This window comes from Planococcus chinensis (assembly GCF_042681545.1).
GTDB lineage: Bacteria > Bacillota > Bacilli > Bacillales_A > Planococcaceae > Planococcus > Planococcus chinensis.
In genome coordinates this window covers 236,331-254,539 of record NZ_JBHUFW010000002.1, presented here as the reverse complement: position 1 = coordinate 254,539, position 18,209 = coordinate 236,331, and the positions used below count along the sequence as shown (strand labels likewise).

Here is an 18,209-nt window from a genome sequence, read left to right as displayed (position 1 = left end):
ATTCATACGCATGAACTGCCCGAAAGTTCCAATAAAAGACGCCTTTGAACCTTTTCAATCGGTTCAAGGGCGTTTTTCCTTTCGTTCGTCCTCTTCAGCGTTATCCAAAAATCGCTTTCCCGTCCTCCGTGCTGATTGGCAGCGAAGAATGTTCGTGGGTAATGCGCCACGATCCGTCGACTTTTTCGAGCAGGAACGTGAAGCGGTTTGTGACACTTCGGAATTCCTTGCCCTCTTCATCGATTCCGGCAAATTTGATGGCGCCGTGCACATGAGCGAGCCCCTCGTTTTCCATGACCACTTCCTCCATCAGTTCCGCGCGGAGCCCTACGCCTTCCTCTTCCACGCCGTCGAACCATTCCGTTACGGCAGTCTTCCATTCCCCAATCCCGTTGTGCTCCCATTTTCCCCAGCAATCAAACAGATGGACATTTGGTGCATAGCCCGCCAAAAACTTTTCAACGTCTTTTTCGGATACCGCTTCTTCGTAATTCTTGAATACGTCCTGGACTTCGCTGAACATAGGGATCCTCCTTATATAACTTTCTATTTGATATCTTTCTCCTTTACTCATAGGAATTCCTCCATATTTCAAACCTTTTCTCCATTTACAGATTAGCGTACTTTTTATATAAATTTAATGAGTTTATAAAGTGAGAAATAAAATTTTAAATGACATTCATTAAGAAAAGCTATGCGATTGGGGTAATAGCCCCTTAATCGCATAGCTCTTTTCTATTTCTTAATAAATATAGTTTTAATCGAGGTGAAAAATTCAATAGCCGCACGTCCCTGTTCACGTGAATGCGAGCTCGATTGTTTCATACCACCGAAAGGCGCCTGCAATTCCACACCTGCACTTTCTGCGTTGACACGAACCAAACCTGCCTCCATATCATTGATAAATTCCAGCATATTGCCGATATTCGTTGTGAAAATGGAAGCGCTCAATCCATATTCGGAATCATTGGCAAGTTCGATTGCCTGTTCCAAGGTCTCTACTTTCATCAACGCCAGAACCGGTCCAAAAATCTCTTCACGTGCAATAGTCATTTCTGCAGTGACTTGATCAAATACGGTCGGTTCGATAAAGTAGCCATCGCCGAGCCCATTGGATGTTACCCGATTTCCGCCATGCACCAATTCAGCTCCTTCTGCTTTGCCTTTCTCGATGTAGGAAAGGACATTCTCCAGCTGGTTTTTGCTCGCAACTGGCCCCATCCAACTGCCTTCTTCCATCCCGTTGCCTACCGTAATTTCTGCTACTTTCTGTAAAAGCTTTTCTCGAAACTTTTCATATACGCCTTGTTGAACGATGACCCGACTAGTAGCCGTACATTTCTGACCGGTTGATTTCAAACCACCACTGATGGTCGCCGCTACAGCCAAATCTAAATCTGCGTCATCTGCGACAATCACAGGGTTTTTACCGCCCATTTCTAGCTGATACTTGATGCCACGGTCAAGAGCCGCCCGGCCAATCTGCTTTCCGACTGCATTAGATCCTGTAAAGGTGATGCCGTCCACTCCCGGATGTTCTGCTAATCCTTGACCAATGACTGATCCAGAACCCGTTACCATATTCAAGACACCGGCGGGCAGGCCGGCTTCGTGAAAACACTCAACTACTCGCGCCGCGGTGACTGCTGTGTCACTTGCAGGCTTTAAAACGACTGCATTTCCATAGATGAGAGCGGGCGCCATTTTCCAAATTGGAATGGCGACCGGAAAATTCCATGGCGTGATGACGCCGACTACGCCAAGCGGGGTACGGTTTGTGAACATCAGGGCTTCACTGTCAGATGAAGGGATGACATCACCGACCGGACGCATGCCTTCTCCTGCATAATAACGGAGAATCGCTATACCACGTGCCGTTTCACCTTTCGCTTCCGCAAAAGTCTTGCCCATCTCCTTGGTCATCGCTTCTGCCACGTATGCTGTTTTTTCTTCCAGGACGGCAGCCACTTTGAACAGGAAATCCCCTCTTGCCGCGCCAGAAAGTTTGCGCCATGTTTTTTGAGCTTCCTTCGCCGCATTGACTGCCTCATCCAGGTCGTTGGCTGAAGACATCTGGAAAGATCCAAGTATTTCCTGGCTATTGGAAGGGTTGAAGCTGTCACTCGTTTTCCCTGTATCGGATGCTTTCCATTCACCGTTTATATAATTCAAATAAGTTTTCGTCTCCGTCTGGATTGTCATTAAAGATCCCTCCTGGATTTTATTCCTTTGCGCTATTGCTTATCACTTCACTTGTGCAGTGCGGTCCTGCAGTTGATGCACCGTCACTTCGCCCCAGCTTAAATCTTTCATTCTGTATTTCTCGATCAAATCCCAATCCAACTCAACGCCCAATCCAGGTATATCTCTATTCGGAACATGCAGATATCCGTTCACGTATTGGATTTTATTTTTTACGACATCCCCGACATACAGTTCGGGCCCTGTCGGATCAGAGGTATAATTGAGGTTCAGCAATGTGCTGCCTAAATGCGCCATTGCCGCAGTACCGATCGAAAGCTCTTGCGTCGTACCTAAAAGAACACTTTTCCCTACGACCTCTGCAGCCGATGCCGCCTTTTTTGCAGCTGTGAGGCCCCCGATAAAGATAGGTGAGATATTGAAAATATCAACTGAGTCGCGTTTGATCATCTCGTATTGCTGCCGATTGCTCCAGACATGCTCACTGATTGGCTGATCTATGCGGGTACGGATGTGATACAGCCCATCAAAATCATTTCGGACAGCCGGGCTTTCAACCATTTCAAAATCATATTTCGATAATCTTTTAACAATTTTCAAGGATTCCTTCCAATCCAATAAATGACTGAAATCAAGCGATTTTATTTTGACTTTAGAGCCGAATTCCTGTTGGATAGCATCTAAAAACGCTTCATCTGCATCCACATTCTTCCCGGCATATAAACGGAATACATCAAACCCTTGCGCGTAGCGCTGCCGAACCACTTCCACATTCTCTTCTACTTCTTCCATGAAGCGATGACGGAATATCGGGTAGCAGACCTTGATCTTCTCCTGGTACCTGCCGCCGAGCATTTCTGCGACAGAGATATTCAAGTACTTTCCGCAAAGGTCGTACAACGCTGCGTCAATACCGTTTCGGATAAAGCTCCCTTTTTCGTAGTAGTACATGGCTTCTGGAAAATTATCCAGAAGTTCCTTGTTGATCAACGAGATATCAAAAGGATTTTTGCCCACCAGCATGGATTTTAAAACATTGGTTAAGTCGTTTATATCTATGGCATACCGGGGTAAATGCGAGAAATCAGACATCTCGCCTATCCCTGTGACTCCCTCATTTGTAAACAGTTCCACAATCACATGTTTATTGACAAAACCCGTATGCCTTGGAATCCCCACTACAGTAAGCCTTAGATCCGTTATTTTCATCATTGTTTTTCCCCCTTCTCCAGTTCTTCCGAGTCAGATTACTACTTTTTTCGGCTCTTCAGCCTTAAGAAATCACATTTTCACCCTTCAATTCAAAGCCCCATACCTTCAGCAAGTCCATAACTTCCTGCCTGTCGGATGCATTCAGCGGACCTACCGGCTCTCTAGTTACTCCTGCTCTTAATCCTGCCAACTCCATCGCTTCTTTTATCACGACCACGTTATTGCCGTTATTGTATTTAGCGCGTAAATCTTCAAACGGCAGCACTTCTTTCCATACTTTCCAAATCGTCTCCTGATTACCTTCCTGCAATGCAGTCAGAAGCTCGAATGACTTTTGCGGGTAGATATTGACGAGTCCGGAAGTAAATCCTTTAGCACCCGCATTGTAAAAGAATGGTGCCCATTTTTCGGCTGTTCCACATATCCAGGTGAGGTTATTTTTATCTGCTGGAACTTCAGTTACGATTTTTGCAAAACGCGGCAAGTCATTGATTGCGTATTTAATCCCCACTAATTTGTCTATGGAAGCCAATTGCTTGATAACATCATCACTGACAGAGGGATCCTTAAAGTAAATCAGAGAAGGGATATGAAGGGCTTCGATTATTCCGCTGAAATAATCAATCAATCCTCCATCTGTGATATAAGGATGGACAGGCATATGTATCATGACTGCATCTGCCCCTGCCTGTTCGGCATCTTTCCCCAGCTCTATCGCAGTCTTCATCGAATAGCCGATGCCTGCCACAACTTTTGCCCGCCCATCAACGATTTCTACTACTTTTTTCACTTCTTCTTTTGCCTCTTCAATGGTCAAAGCATAGAATTCACTTGTATTTCCGCATGGGACAATCACTTCAACCCCGTTCCCAATTAGAAACTCTATATTCTCCTTTACCGCATCCCAGTCGATTTCTTTTGTCTCTTCCTTAAACGGGGTCAAGCTGATCCCTGAAATGGTTTCCAGCTCTTTGCTGAACTTTGAATAATCCATATAAAAACCTCCTTCATTGTTTTTATTCATACTCCTTGATTTCATCCGGTTGTTTCTCAAAGACTTCAATGGACCGATTTAAAAATTCACCTATGTCACGAAAAACTTTTTTCGACTCCTCCAATTCATAAAACCGATTTAAAAAGCCATGATTTACTCCCGGTACCCTTTTATAGATTGCATAGGTTCCTTCATACTTCAACCGTCCAGCATAATGCTCCCCTTCATCTCGCAGCACATCATATTCTGCCGTGATAATCAGGCACGGCGGCAAGTTGCGGAGACTTTCAGCCTTTATAGGCGAAGCATATGGATGGTTTTGGGCTTCCCGCACCTTTACATAATGCTGCCAGAACATGCCCATTCTCATGCGAGTCAATCCATACCGATCAAACGCAGCATATGATCCATAGACCGTCTCTTCTTCCGCCTGAAAATGGTCAATGACGGGATAAAGCAACACTTGCTTCGACACCATGTCTTTCTGCCGGTCTCGGGCCATTAAACAGACAGCCGCCGCCAGATTCCCTCCTGCACTGTCTCCCCCAATGCTAATTCTGGACCGGTCTCCGTTAAGCTGATCGCCATTTAGCCACAACCACTCCAACACTTCATAACCGTCCTCGAGCGCTGCTGGAAATGGAGATTCCGGCGCCAGCCGATAATCTACCGACACAACTTGATGCTGGCTGTAATTAGCTATTTCCCGGCAAATCACGTCATGCGTATCCAAGTTCCCCAAAACGAACCCACCACCATGAAAATAGATAAAAAGCGGGTGGGGCCCTTCCCCTTCAGGTGTGTAAACCCGGATATTAATGGCTCTCTTCTCCAGTAAAATCTGCATATCCTCAACAGAAAAGACAGGAGGACGCTGCTCAATGGGAACCGTCAACTCCTTGTTTCTCATTCGAAGTTCTTCAACAGTCGGAATATGTTCAGCTGCCGGCATTGGTTGAGCTTCCAGGAATTTTTGGATTTCGGGATGCAGAGGCATACAGCTCTCCTTTCTGGCATTTCGGCAAGGCATCCATTGGAAACAGGAATTCATAGCCGTTCAAGCTTGCCCATTCGCAACAGTCTTCTATCCTCTTTTTAATGATTCGGGAATTTAGCTTTTCCTCATGTGTAAAAATGCATTGGAAATGTCCCTGCTCTTGGTAACCGTTTTTTCTGGCCTCCAGTTTTTCTACGGGGGCTGATTCATTTTCAAGGCGCAAATTTGTTTTAATAAAATAAAGGCTCTCAACAGAGTCGAAAAGATGTCCCTTTCTCATCAGGTTCTCCCTTTGAATCTCATCTAGATAATAGACTTCGTTTCTGTCATCATCTGCAGTGAGCAGTCCCTCGATTCCATTCTTCGCATCTCTCCAGACCTTGATTTTCTCCCTGGTTCCCAAATAGAAATGGATTCTTGGTACGGTGTCGATCGCCTGGGTACCGGCAAATCTGCAAATTGACTCCGTTATCAAGGAGTAATGCTTGAATGCTTCCTGCGCCGACAAATTTTTATTAGATAAGCCATACTTGCTTTCATGATGATAGGAATGAAACCCGAACCGCATCCATTTGGAGGATTGTTCAAATTCTGCTTTGAAGTGGTCGGGCATTTGGTCTAAATTCCAGCGGCCATCATAGCTGAAATAAAAACAGTACAAGGAGAAAACCGCTCCATACTGCTCATTTAGCTCCTTGAAAAACGAAAAGACCGGATGATCCCATACCGATTTATGCTTTTGCTGCTCCAGCTCCCTAAGAATCTCTATTACATCATCAATTGAGATATGAAGATATTTGCTATGGATAAAAGTTTGCATCGCCTTCCTCCTATTCCAAGGTATAAGTCAGTGCATTCCTCCCTCCATCCACAACCATTGCCTCTCCATTGATGAACGATGCTTTCTCAGATGCCAGAAAAGCCACCGCATAAGCGATATCTTCCGGCTGGCCGATGCGCCCTGCAGGGTGATAAGGCAAAACCTTTTTCAAATAATCGCTTTCTTCATAAAGCTCCGGATCCATGATAGCAGTCTGTATAAAACCGGGACAAACTGCATTCACCCTAATCCCGTATTTGCTCAAGTCGATCGCCATTCCTTTTGTCATGCTGATAATGCCTCCTTTGGTGGCATTATAGGGAAAAAAATTTGGCTGGGTACGAATCGCATGGGTTGAAGCAATATTCACGATGTTTGAACCCTGTTCTTTTTTCAACAAAGGAATTGCATGCTTTGAACACAAATAATGTCCTTTTAAATTGATTGCGATACAGTGGTCAAACTCATCCGGCGGGCAATCTTCAACACTATATTGAAAGTTCACTCCTGCATTGTTCACCAGCAAGTCGATTTTTCCGGTCCATACCACCGTCTTTTCAATCATATGGACAATGGATTCTTCATCTGCAATGTCCACAAGCATTGCACGGGCTTCCCCTCCGCTATTATTGATTTCCTCTGCGACAAGGGCTGCATTCTCCTCGTTCCGATCTCCTACAGCTACGCGGTAACCTTCGCGGGCCAATTCTCTTGCAATGGCTTTTCCAATACCAGAGCCGCCTCCTGTTACAATCGCTGTTTTCATACCTGCACCTTCCTAACTTCTTCTTCTCCAAACAATTCCTTCAGGGTTTTCTTCGGGCATCATAACCCCTTTTCGGGCCAGCTCCTCCAGCCCGCCTTGCAGGCAGTAAAACAAATCAAAGTTTCTTTCTTCCGGCCAATCCCCTAGCTTCTGTCCCACATGAAGAATCAAATCACTTACAGAAACAGCATCAGCTTTTTCTGCTTCCTCCAAAATATATGCTTCTACCATGGAGACAAACTCTCTGCTTTGGGCTATGAATTTATCGATATCTTCTTTTCCCGAAATAAGCGGGAAGTGGCTTGTCAGAAGATGATCAATATCCAGTGCTTCTATTTTTTCAATGGTTTCAAGATACATCCCTGTATAGCGGTTAGTGGGACAAAGAGCCATTCCTCCTTGTCTTGCCGGAACCCCTTTTCCAAGAATGGCGTCTGCAATGATCGCCATACGATGACGCGGATCATATACCATCATGTGCCCTTTTGTATGTCCGGGAGAATGCAGTAAATGCACTTTCCAGTCAGCTGATAAACGGAAAGTCTCCCCTCCGCTCAAGGCCAAATCCACACCGCATTTGTCTCCCATATTCTTTAACGACTGCTTGTTCTTTTCTTCGCTATTGGCTATCCCTAAATATGCCAGCTCGTTATACCGGTTCTTCAATAGCTGGTTTGGATCTTCAATATTTTCGCTGTCGAATCGGTGGGCCATTATTGTCAGTTGTGGGAATAACTCATTCAGTGCGGAATTTCCCCCGCTATGATCCGAATCCCCATGGGTGACCAATAGAAAGGGTGATTGTCCTTTCAGTATTTTTTCCTTGTCAACGTAGGGTCCGATCGCCTCCGCCGGTGTTGAAGCAACTCCAGAATCAATAAAAAGAAGGTTCTCCTCTCCGACTAGAATATGCTGAAACAGATAGCGGTTATGATAATGCACTTCGATTCTATGGACACCTGGAAAGAGTTCCACTTGCTTATACGCCTCCTGTCACCAATACTTCAAAAGGATTTTCCAACTCGTATTCTTCCGATTCCACATATGAGTTCTCGCATATCGAAAGAACAGCTTGCTCTGTCAATGCCATCGTTCCATGCCAAATGTTTTTCCGGATATAGATTGGCCTGTCCAGCAAGAAAGCATCAACTTCTCCCGGGACTTCGGAATCGGCTACACAAAAGACTGAAACTCCTTGAAGCGGGGAGAAGCTTTCCACTGTATTCGGATGACGCGCCAGTTTCTTTATTGTTGTATTTTCAAATGTAGACACAGCCAATCTCCAACCGACTTTTTCGTCTTCATCGAAAAAGACCTTAAACCCGGTTTCTCCGCCTTCTCCTAAGACGCCGCCGTATTTGGAGAAGTTTTCAACAGTAATTCTTTTAATCGGACTCTTCATATTTCTCCTCCCATCTATTCATTTTTTACTTATCGCTTAATAAATTCGGCAAGAACAGGACAATATCGGGAATAAACGTGATAATTAGCAATGTCACTATCATTACTCCGTAAAAAGGCAGCATGGCAATCGATAATCTTTCGATACTGACTTTCCCGATGGCACTGCCGATGAATAAGGTCGAACCTACTGGCGGCGTCACTAAACCGACTCCTAGTGCCAAGATCATAATGACACCGAAATGAACGGGGTCTACTCCTACTTGCACAACAATCGGCAAAAGAATTGGAGTCATAATCAAGATCAGTGAAGCCATGTCCATGAACATGCCGAGTATCAAAAGTAAAACCAGCACAATCAGCATGACGATGAACTTACTATCCGAAAAACCAAGAATGCTCATTGAAATGAAAGCAGGAATTTTGAGATAAGAAATCAACCAGCCAAAAGCGCTGGATACCCCGACCAAAATCATGACAATGGATAAGGTCATGATGCTTCTTCCTAAAATTCCATTGATTTCTTTCAATGGAATTTCCCTGTAGACAAAAAACGTGATGATCAATGCATAAACAACTGCAATAGCTGCTGATTCAGTAGCGGTAAAAACACCAGAAACAACTCCGCCTACTACGATGAAAATCGTACCCAGCCCTAGAATTGACTTCCAAAAAGAGGCAATCGTGGCTTTCAGATTAAATTTTTCACCAACTGGATACTTCCGTTTAACTGCCAGGATGTATACATAAACCATCAGCGCCAACCCCAGAAGAACGCCTGGGACTAATCCCGCCAAAAACAATTCCCCTATTGAAACGCCACCTGCAACTAGTGCAAAAAGCACCATATTGTGGCTTGGCGGGATTAGGATCCCTTGAACCGAGCTTGTCATTGTAACCGATGTCGAAAATTCCGAGTCATATCCGGATTTTTTCATCATTGGGATTAACACAGAGCCGATTGAAGAAGTGTCTGCTGCAGAAGACCCGGAAATCCCTCCAAAAAACATACTGGCCACAATATTCACTTGTGCTAGTCCGCCTCTGGCCCATCCTACTAACGAGTTGGAGAATTCAATCAAGCGGTTTGAAATCCCTCCGGAACCCATTATTTCCCCGGCAATAATGAAAAACGGAACAGCCATTAACGCATAGACGTTAACTCCTTTAACCATGTTTTGAGCTACTGTCATCAATGGAATATCGATGTACACGGTAGTAGCAACCGTGGCAATTCCAATTGCAAAAACAATGTGAAAGCCCAAGACAATCAGCACAATGAAGGTTCCCAGAAGGATAGTGACTGCTATTGGATCTGTAATCATGCTACTCTCCTCGCTTTCCCAAATAAGACTACTAATATACAAACTCCTGTTACCATGACGGATGAATAGAGCCAAGCAGAAGAAATTTTCAATCCTGGAATCAGACTGTTAGATGTCAATTGAATCAATTCATAACCCGCTTTAATCATGAACAAGGCAAAGACTAACGTAAGAAGATAGTACATTCTTTGAAAAACCCTTAAACCTCTGCGAGGCAATATCAAGTCAATGACGCTCATTCTGATATGAGTGTTGTCTTTAAAAGCCAGTGCGCTGCTTAGAAGTGAAAACCAAACCATCAACATAAGAATTGCTGGTTCTCCCCATGGAGGCGTACTGTTTAAAACATATCTTCCAAATACAATGTAAGAGGTGATGACAACCTGCAGAGCAAGCATGATTTTACATAAAGTTAAAATGATCGAGAAAAATCCGTCATATATTCTTTTTAAATTAGGCATTGACTCTCCCGCCTTTCCTGTCAATATGAAAAGGAATTTCCCTCGATATATCATCTAGGAAAATTCCTCTCTACTGATTTCATCCCTAGATCGTGAAGTATCATGAAATCGACTTATTCATATACATTATTGAGTTGCTTGGATTTCTTCGATGACGTCCAAATATTCAGCACCGTATTTTTCATATAGCGGTTTTACAACTTCCACCCATTTTTCACGGTCTTCCAATTCGGAAATCGTCACTCCAGCTTCTTCCATAGCCTTCAGGGATTTCTCATCTTCCTCTTTTCCTAGTTTGTGCATGAAGTCTTCCGTTTCTTTCATCGTTTCTTTCATCAATTTCTGATCTTCTTCGCTCAAAGAATTCCAAGTTAGCTCGGAAACCAGAATGACGCTTGGTGCAAGTTCATGGCCATTCATCGTGTAGTAAGGCGCAACTTCCTGATAATTATTGGCATCATATCCAGCGATCGGCTGCTCAGCTCCATCGACGATTCCGGTCTGCAAGGCGCTGTATAGCTCCGAGAAAGCAATCGGTGTCGGGCTTGCACCAAACGATTCAACAATATCAAGATACATCTGGCTAGGCGGAACGCGTAGCTTCAGCCCTTTCATGTCTTCAAGTTTAGTAACCGGCTGATCACGGAAGAAAAAGTTACGTGGACTTTCCGCTAAATAACCCAAACCGACCATTTGTTGCCCTGAGTCATTGATAACATCCAGGAATTCCTGGCCAATCGGTGAATCGATGACGTTCCACGCATGGTCCACATCTCTGAAAAGAAATGGCAGATGCAGCACATTCATCTTCGCCATCCCCAAATCCGACAAGTAGGAAGGATTCGTTCTGTACAAATCCAAAGCACCCATTTGCAATGATTGGATCATTGTTTGCTGATCTCCCAATTGTCCTGAAGGAAAGACTTCAACCGTAATGCGACCATCCGTTTTTTCATCAATCAGTCGACCAAATTCGTAAATCGATTTTGTGACGATATGAGTATCGGGGTTGAGTTCTCCAAATTTAAGAACCACCTTTTCTTGCGCTTCTGCTGCGTCCGCTTTGTTTTCCGAATCTCCTCCAGCGGATGTACTGGCCGTTTCGTTGGTAGCTCCTCCACAAGCAGTCAAAACAAGAACCGTCATCATGACAAAAAGCGTTAGAATAATTTTTAATTTTTTACTCATCCCTGCATCTCCCCTTCCATGGATTTGTACATGCTAAATATTTTTTCTCTAATCCATTGTCTTCCGGGAATGTTAACGCTTACATACCTGTTTTGCATTGCCTCTCCCCCTTTTAGTTTCTGTCTAAAGGATATCACCAGAATATTCTGATAACTATGGTGATAAGTTGCCATACCTGCAATTTTTTGTCCTAGTTTTATTTTTTAAGGTTTTGCATATATTCTCTGGGGGAGAGCCCTGTGTATTTTCTAAAAGCTTTGCTAAAATAGTTCGGGTCTGTAAAGCCTGCTTCCAGCGCGATATCCTGAATGGTTTTCTTGCCCTCTTCCATATGGCGGATAGCTTCTCCCATTCTTGTTTTTGTAAGGAATTCCTTGAACGACATGCCTTCTTGTTTTTTAAATGAACGGCTGAGATAAAACGAACTAACTCCCATATGGTCAGCCATCTGATTAAGAGAAATATCATAGTTCTTATAGTTCTCTTTTAAATACTGCTTAACTTTCTCCGTCATGCGATTGGGCTGGTCTTGACGTTGCCCTTCAATATAAATAATAATATCCATCACAATTTCTTCCAAATAAAACTCCAGCTCTTTGATTCCTTCAATCTGCTCAATTTCTTCCAGAACATTTTCAACATTTTTTAACTTGAAGTTCCCCTCGTAAAACTGGATAACCCGCCTTTCGATTAATATACATAGTTGCTGCGCATAGCTTTTGACTTGTCTGAGTTCTCCTTTGCTTTTAATCTCCAGGAGTATCTCTTTTAAAAGCGACATAGATTCATTGATCTCTGTGTTCATTATTTTTTCGCAAAGCACATTCTCTTGCTTATACAAATTTGGCCTTTTAATATTCAGTTCTTGGCTTAACAGGGATAGATTGCGATGAAATTGTTTTTTTGCCTCTTTGTAAGAATCATTGATGTTTCCTAAATCCTGATAGACTGCACTTTCTCCCAGTAAGGTCGGCAAAGAATCCACTTGTTTCAGGTCTTCTTGCACTCTGTTATGAAGTTCTTTAAAAACCGGGCTTGTCGTTCTTTGTTCTATGTCATTGGAAAATAAAAAAAGGACGAATTCACTGAAAAATGAAAAGCAGATGATGTGGGGAGTTATTTCTTTATAATTTGTTATGACTTTTGATAAAACGGAGTCGCTGAATTTCCCTTCCAACGTTGACCGGTAAATTAAGCATTTGAATTTTTCATCCTGAATTTCCAAAAACTCTTTAAGCTGCAGCACTTTGTCCATCGAAATCTCTCTTGAGTGCACCATTTCCATAATCATTTCTCTTTCGATAAATAGAGACATTCGCTCTGTCCGCTTTTTCAATGAGTTTACATGGCTGCTTTCATTTTTCTTTTGGTTCACTTTAAGAATGATTCTTTCCAATGACTTGCAGAAATCCTCATTGGAATATGGTTTGACCAAATAATCAGTAATGCCAATCTCAATCGATTTCTTTGCATAATCAAATTGGCCATATGCCGTTAAAATAATAATTTCGCATTCCGGAAACTCTTTTTTCACTTCCGCCGAGGCCGTCAGACCGTCCATCTCCGGCATGTTGATATCCATTAGTATAATATCTGGCCGTATTTCCAGAGCTTTCTCCACAGCTTCGGCTCCGTTTGATGCTTCGCCGACGATATCTATTTTCTCACTAAAATACTTCTTTAAAATAAAATTGATGGACTTTCTTTCAATGACTTCATCTTCTGCGATCATCAGTTGCAGCATGGGATCATCTCACTTTCCTTGGTAATTTGATTTGTACGGTTGTTCCTTCGTTTAACGTACTCTTGATCTGCATAAGGTCTTCCTGATTAAAAGTAAGCTCCAATCTTTTTTTCACATTGGCTAGGCCGATGCTTTTTTTCTTCTCCTTTGGCAACTGTTCCTCTTCCTCAGAGTTCAATATCCAGTTCAATCTCTCTTTATCTATCCCTTTCCCGTTGTCTCGAATGGTAATTTCAGCGGCATCTTCTTTCCCACTTATTCTGATATTCACTTCTCCCCCTGATTTAATATCGTAGAGGCCATGTATCAGACAGTTTTCTACAATCGGCTGAAGACTTAAAGGAGGAATCAGAAATGGTTCCATATCCATTTCATTGTTCAAACAGATCGTAATCCTTTCTTGAAAACGCATACCTTGTATGAAAATATAAGCCTGCAAAGCGTTCAATTCATCTTCTAGCGGAACCATCTTCCCTTCGTTCTCCAAATTGAAGCGCAACATGACAGAAATCGATTCTATTAATTTGATAGTGGACTGATTATCCTCCAACATGGCAGTTCTCCCCACCATGTTCAACGTATTAAACAAAAAATGCGGATTCATCTGCATTTGCAGATTCAGCAATTGCGATTCCTTTAATAGTTTCTCCTTCTCAATGGTCAACAAGCTCTGCTTTTGAAGTTGAAGTTCAACTTCAGCTTTTTTATTCACTTCCGTAATGTAAATATTGATATCCTCTTTCATTTTGTTAAAGGCGTTTGCTACATGATCCAGTTCTTTATAATAGATTTGCGGAATATCAGGCATATGCCATTCTCCGTTAGCCAATAGCTTTGCATTTGTAGACAACTCCTTCAACGTCTTGAAAATATCCTTCGAAATCATGAATGCAAAGATCATGCTAAAGAAACCGAAAAGAACGAGCATGGAATTGATGCTTACTTCTTCTTTCCTGATTTCCTCCATGGCTTGTGCATAATTTTTGCTGCTGAATTGCTGATATGACATCATTAAAGACTGTGAAGAGCTATTCATATAGTTGTATAAGCTCTTGATATACACCACGTCTTTGTAGCTTTCACTGTCGTATTGCTGAACCAATATTATGTTTTTCACCTTTTCTTGCTGATATGTGTGCATATTGGATAAAGCTCTAAAGTACATTAGACTTTCCCTATCGTTTTTTATTGTCGGCTCAATCGAATCCAAAATAGAAGAAACTTCTCCGTTTAACAAACGAATCTGCGCAATTGTTTCTTTTCCTCTGTTTCTTGTTAAAATATCAAAGTTAGTCGCCAGTTCATTAATTAGTACAGGAAGTGTACTTAATTTGGTGTTTTTATCTAAATAAAGATTGTATTCATGTCTAATGTCATTGTTTGCATTATTAGATACCCAATTCCCAGCCAAGAATACGGAAGACAGAATGACTAAAATCAGTAATAGCCTAAATTTAATTGACTTGTTTTTTCCCATATTACAATCCCTTCTTTCCAGTCATGTCACTTTTACGGTGTTAGAAACTTCTTTACGATGTAGCGATGCTATTGTTATTAAAATTGATAAATAGCAAAAAAGATGAATAGATTTTGTCTATTCCATGTTGGTAACTTCGCCTTAAATGGCTAGGAAAAGTGCAGAGATTTAATAGGACTGTTCTTCATGCCATTACATAAATGGAAGAGGATAATTTTCCTAACAATATAATGTAATCTACTTTTGTCCTTTTAGATTCCATGTCTAATTATCCCTTACATAAGTGGAGTAAATCTATAATTATTTAAAAAATCAGAATATAACTCCAAGTATGTCTTGTTTTAGAAAAGCTAAGTAGTTTAGCTTAATTTGCTGAAAATAGTTCATGCATTTTTTAAAAAATCAGAGCTTAAATTAAAACTTAATTTTATATTTATAAGAAATCGTAAAAAAACCCGCCGGTATACGGTGGGTTTTGTCTGAAGATATTTTTTTCATAGCTATATCAAATGAATTAATTTTTAAGTGTCCAAAATTTTACTGCGCTGTCATTCCGCCATCCACCACAAACTCCGAGCCGGTCGAGTAGCTCGCCTCGTCCGATGCTAGGAACAGCACCATGTTCGATACTTCCTCCGACTGGGCGACGCGCTTCAGCGGGATGTGCTTCGAGAATTCCTCGACGGCTGCTTTCGTGTCTTCCTGCACGACCATCGGCGTCGCGATGACGCCCGGGTGCACGGAATTGACGCGGATGCCGTAGTTCGCGCATTCGATCGCCGCAGCTTTCGTCATGCCGCGCACGGCGAATTTCGTGTCGGTGTAGCCGATTGCGCCGGCCACGAGCCCGTTCATCGACGAGATGTTGACGATCGAGCCGCCGCCCGCTTTCTGCATTGACGGGATGACCGCTTTCATGCCCAGGAACACCGACACCTGGTTGATGTCGACGATGCGGCGGTACTCCTCTTCTGTCATCGACAGAATCGATTTGGCCATTGTGATGCCGGCGTTGTTGACGAGCACATCGACGGGCCCGAATGCCGCTTCGGCCTCGGCCACGACTGCTTCCCAGCCGGCCGCGCTCGTGACGTTGTGCTTGATGAACCGGGCGTTTGCGCCGAGATCCGCTGCCAATGCCTCTCCTTTTTCTTCATTCAAATCGGTCAGAACGACGTTTGCGCCTTCTTCAATGAACTTTTTCGCATGCGCGGCGCCCATGCCTTGTGCTGCGCCGGTGATGATGGCGGTTTTCCCTTTCAAACGTGCCATGTAAAATTCCTCCTCAGGATTTCCAAATTAAAATAAACTACACCTGTAAATTTACAGATAAATGATGAACTTGTCTACTCGTTCGAATGGATGTCATAATAAGTTCATAGATCCGTTCTTTTTCGGAAATCCAGGAGGCTCCCACATGACAATGAGCGAAGACCGGCGTATTCTGCGCACCCAGAAAAAACTGAAGGAAGCATTGCTCGCACTGCTGCAGGAAAAAGCGCTGCACGAGCTGTCGGTCACCCAAGTCACCCAGCGTGCCGAGTGCAACCGCGTGACGTTCTATTCGCATTTCACCGACTTGAATGCGCTGCTTTCCGCCATCGTTGCCGATTACCTGCAGGAACTGCAGGCTGATTTCCGCAAGAGCTTCGAAAACCGCGAGCGCTTCGCTTCCACCGACGTCGAGCGCCACTTGCCGATCTTCGAATTCCTTTACCGGAACCAGTTCCTCTCCGCACTCATCATCCGCGGCGAAGTACTGCTGGGCTCGCAAAACCAGTTCTGCGAAAGCCTGGTCGAGATCTCCGCGAACGAATTGCGTCTCGAAGAATCGAGCACCATCGAGATCCCCGCGCTCAATTACTTCATGGTCTACGGCAGCCTCGGCTTTTTCATCCACTGGGTCAAGGAGGATTTCCGCGAATCGCCCCGCGCCATGGCGGAAAAGCTGGCCGAACTGCATGGCCGGATGTACGGCGGCGCAGTTGTCATAGAAGAATGAGTTGGAAATGACCCCATAAAAAAACCGCCAATCTCATGATTGGCGGCTATTCATTTTCAATTAACGTGAAGTATAACCAGCATCCGCATGGATTGTGGTGCCGGTGACGTACGAAGACGCATCCGATGCGAGCCAAAGTGTCGCCTGTGCGATTTCGCGCGGCTGGCCGAAACGGTTCAGCAGGCTCAGTTGCGGTGCATATTCTTCGGCATCGAGGCCGAACTGCTCCAACGCGCCGCGCAACATCGGCGTATCGATCGCGCCCGGCGCCACGGAATTCACCCGGATATTCAGCGGACCGTTTTCCATCGCTGCCACTTTCGTCATGCCGACGACGCCGTGCTTCGCCGCTACGTATGCGATGTTGTTCGGCTGCGGACGGAATCCGCTGACCGAGGAAATGTTGATGATCGAGCCGCCGTTGCCTTGCTTCTGCATCTGCTGCAATTCATATTTCAGACACAGCGCAGTTCCGGTCAAATCGACCGATATCAAACGGTCCCAATAAGCTTCATCGAATTCCGCCGCCGGTTTGTCGTCCGGTGTTAGCGCTGCGTTATTGACCGCCACGTCCAGTTTCCCGAATGTATCGACCGCAAACTTCACCATTTGTTGAACGTCTTCGGATTTCGAAATGTCGACTTTGACGAATGCCGCCGTGCCGCCGCTTTGGTTGATTTCGTCCGTGACTGCTTGCCCTTTTTCTTCATTGAAATCGGCAATCACCACTTTCGCTTTCGCTTCAGCAAACAGCTTCGCTGTTGCTTCACCCATGCCCATTGCGGCACCTGTCACGATAGCCACTTTGTCCTCCAATATTGGAAATGTCATGTTCTATTCCTCCTTGTTTGTTCTTCCTCTTCAGGATACGCCGCGGCCGAATTCAGAACAATCCGCACACCTGCATCTTTTGTTCAGTACTAGACAAAAAGGGTGGATCTGTTCAGGAAAAGTTGCAGAACGGCCCTGCATTGCCGATACTGGAAAGAGAGGTGAATGTCCATGGCAACCTATCCCGATAAACGCGTTGAACGTTCGAAAGCCGCATTGAAAGAAGCATTTCTTGAGCTGCTCGAACAGAAAAGCTTCCCGCATATCACCGTCTCCGAAATTGTCGGAGCGGCCAATTACAACCGGGGGACGTTCTATGCACATTTCAAGACAAAAGAAGCGCTGCTGGAGGAAGTCATCGCTGATACTCTTGAAGAGATGATCCGCCAGATCAGGCACCCTTACCGGGTGGACACCGTTGTTGATCTGCACAACATGAAAGCAGAAGACATCTCGTTGTTCACCTATTTCATCCAGCAGGCCCGGCTCTACAAAATACTGCTCAGCCCACACGTCCAGGCTGATTTCCGTCACCGGATGGCGAGCGCCATTGAGGAACTGTTCATCACGGAGTACGACTACGCCTTGCCGGCTGAAAGTGCACTTGAGCCGAAATGGCTTTATGTCTACAGAGCCCATGGCATCGCCGGCCTCATCATCCGCTGGATTGAAGAGGACTTTCCGCAGCCGCCCCTCCATATGGCCAAGCAGGTAGTCGAACTGATGCTCGTCTCAACAGCGGTGTTCAAAGTGAAAAAGCGCAAATTGTGAATGGACATGAAAAACCCG

General features: G+C 44.2%; 18 protein-coding genes. 2 read left to right on the top strand and 16 right to left on the bottom strand.

Annotation, left to right across the window (positions count from 1 at the left end):
* Window positions 1-100: 100 nt before the first annotated feature.
* The 15 genes from ACFSDB_RS01195 to ACFSDB_RS01125 all read right to left on the bottom strand — a co-directional run bounded on the left by ACFSDB_RS01195 (window position 101) and on the right by ACFSDB_RS01125 (window position 15,859).
* On the bottom strand, window positions 101-523 hold the full coding sequence (locus tag ACFSDB_RS01195) for a YybH family protein (protein ID WP_204891467.1): 423 nt from the start codon (window positions 521-523) through the stop codon (window positions 101-103).
* A 212-nt stretch (window positions 524-735) separates the two neighbouring features.
* Window positions 736-2,202 carry an alpha-ketoglutaric semialdehyde dehydrogenase GucD gene (gene gucD, locus ACFSDB_RS01190; protein ID WP_204891468.1) on the bottom strand — a complete coding sequence of 489 codons (1,467 nt, stop codon included), beginning with the start codon at window positions 2,200-2,202 and terminating at the stop codon, window positions 736-738.
* Between the two features lie 42 nt (window positions 2,203-2,244).
* Window positions 2,245-3,411, bottom strand: a complete 1,167-nt coding sequence (locus ACFSDB_RS01185; RefSeq protein ID WP_204891698.1) for a mandelate racemase/muconate lactonizing enzyme family protein — start codon at window positions 3,409-3,411, stop codon at window positions 2,245-2,247.
* A 64-nt stretch (window positions 3,412-3,475) separates the two neighbouring features.
* Window positions 3,476-4,408 (bottom strand): dihydrodipicolinate synthase family protein, encoded by a 933-nt coding sequence (locus tag ACFSDB_RS01180; protein ID WP_204891469.1) that lies wholly within the window; start codon window positions 4,406-4,408, stop codon window positions 3,476-3,478.
* Window positions 4,409-4,430: 22 nt separating this feature from the next.
* Window positions 4,431-5,360, bottom strand: coding sequence for an alpha/beta hydrolase (locus ACFSDB_RS01175; protein ID WP_204891470.1), 930 nt, complete (start codon window positions 5,358-5,360; stop codon window positions 4,431-4,433).
* The gene (locus tag ACFSDB_RS01170) at window positions 5,347-6,225 is read right to left on the bottom strand and encodes a hypothetical protein (protein ID WP_204891471.1); all 879 of its coding nucleotides are present in this window, start codon (window positions 6,223-6,225) and stop codon (window positions 5,347-5,349) included. The genes ACFSDB_RS01175 and ACFSDB_RS01170 overlap by 14 nt, the downstream gene beginning before the upstream one ends.
* A gap of 10 nt (window positions 6,226-6,235) precedes the next feature.
* Entirely contained in the window at window positions 6,236-6,991 is a 756-nt protein-coding gene (locus ACFSDB_RS01165; protein WP_204891472.1) for an SDR family NAD(P)-dependent oxidoreductase, read from the bottom strand.
* A gap of 12 nt (window positions 6,992-7,003) precedes the next feature.
* Window positions 7,004-7,966, bottom strand: a complete 963-nt coding sequence (locus ACFSDB_RS01160) for an MBL fold metallo-hydrolase (protein WP_204891473.1) — start codon at window positions 7,964-7,966, stop codon at window positions 7,004-7,006.
* 4 nt (window positions 7,967-7,970) lie between these two features.
* Window positions 7,971-8,393, bottom strand: a complete 423-nt coding sequence (locus tag ACFSDB_RS01155) for an ureidoglycolate lyase (RefSeq protein WP_204891474.1) — start codon at window positions 8,391-8,393, stop codon at window positions 7,971-7,973.
* Window positions 8,394-8,418: 25 nt separating this feature from the next.
* Window positions 8,419-9,717, bottom strand: coding sequence for a TRAP transporter large permease (locus ACFSDB_RS01150; RefSeq protein ID WP_377338842.1), 1,299 nt, complete (start codon window positions 9,715-9,717; stop codon window positions 8,419-8,421).
* Window positions 9,714-10,178 (bottom strand): TRAP transporter small permease, encoded by a 465-nt coding sequence (locus tag ACFSDB_RS01145; RefSeq protein WP_204891475.1) that lies wholly within the window; start codon window positions 10,176-10,178, stop codon window positions 9,714-9,716. The genes ACFSDB_RS01150 and ACFSDB_RS01145 overlap by 4 nt, the downstream gene beginning before the upstream one ends.
* Before the next feature lie 126 nt (window positions 10,179-10,304).
* On the bottom strand, window positions 10,305-11,366 hold the full coding sequence (locus ACFSDB_RS01140) for a TRAP transporter substrate-binding protein (RefSeq protein ID WP_204891476.1): 1,062 nt from the start codon (window positions 11,364-11,366) through the stop codon (window positions 10,305-10,307).
* A gap of 196 nt (window positions 11,367-11,562) precedes the next feature.
* The gene (locus tag ACFSDB_RS01135) at window positions 11,563-13,110 is read right to left on the bottom strand and encodes a response regulator transcription factor (RefSeq protein ID WP_204891477.1); all 1,548 of its coding nucleotides are present in this window, start codon (window positions 13,108-13,110) and stop codon (window positions 11,563-11,565) included.
* A gap of 4 nt (window positions 13,111-13,114) precedes the next feature.
* Window positions 13,115-14,587: a sensor histidine kinase gene (locus tag ACFSDB_RS01130; protein WP_204891478.1), complete on the bottom strand. Its 1,473-nt coding sequence runs from the start codon at window positions 14,585-14,587 to the stop codon at window positions 13,115-13,117.
* A 537-nt stretch (window positions 14,588-15,124) separates the two neighbouring features.
* Window positions 15,125-15,859 carry a glucose 1-dehydrogenase gene (locus tag ACFSDB_RS01125; RefSeq protein ID WP_204891479.1) on the bottom strand — a complete coding sequence of 245 codons (735 nt, stop codon included), beginning with the start codon at window positions 15,857-15,859 and terminating at the stop codon, window positions 15,125-15,127.
* A 145-nt stretch (window positions 15,860-16,004) separates the two neighbouring features.
* On the opposite strand from ACFSDB_RS01125, the gene ACFSDB_RS01120 reads away from it, so the two are divergent.
* Entirely contained in the window at window positions 16,005-16,589 is a 585-nt protein-coding gene (locus ACFSDB_RS01120; protein ID WP_204891480.1) for a TetR/AcrR family transcriptional regulator, read from the top strand.
* Window positions 16,590-16,649: 60 nt separating this feature from the next.
* On the opposite strand, the gene ACFSDB_RS01115 is transcribed toward ACFSDB_RS01120, so the two are convergent.
* The gene (locus tag ACFSDB_RS01115; RefSeq protein ID WP_204891481.1) at window positions 16,650-17,420 is read right to left on the bottom strand and encodes an SDR family NAD(P)-dependent oxidoreductase; all 771 of its coding nucleotides are present in this window, start codon (window positions 17,418-17,420) and stop codon (window positions 16,650-16,652) included.
* A 171-nt stretch (window positions 17,421-17,591) separates the two neighbouring features.
* Between ACFSDB_RS01115 and ACFSDB_RS01110 the strand changes: the two genes are divergently transcribed.
* The gene (locus ACFSDB_RS01110) at window positions 17,592-18,191 is read left to right on the top strand and encodes a TetR/AcrR family transcriptional regulator (protein WP_204891482.1); all 600 of its coding nucleotides are present in this window, start codon (window positions 17,592-17,594) and stop codon (window positions 18,189-18,191) included.
* Window positions 18,192-18,209 lie beyond the last annotated feature (18 nt).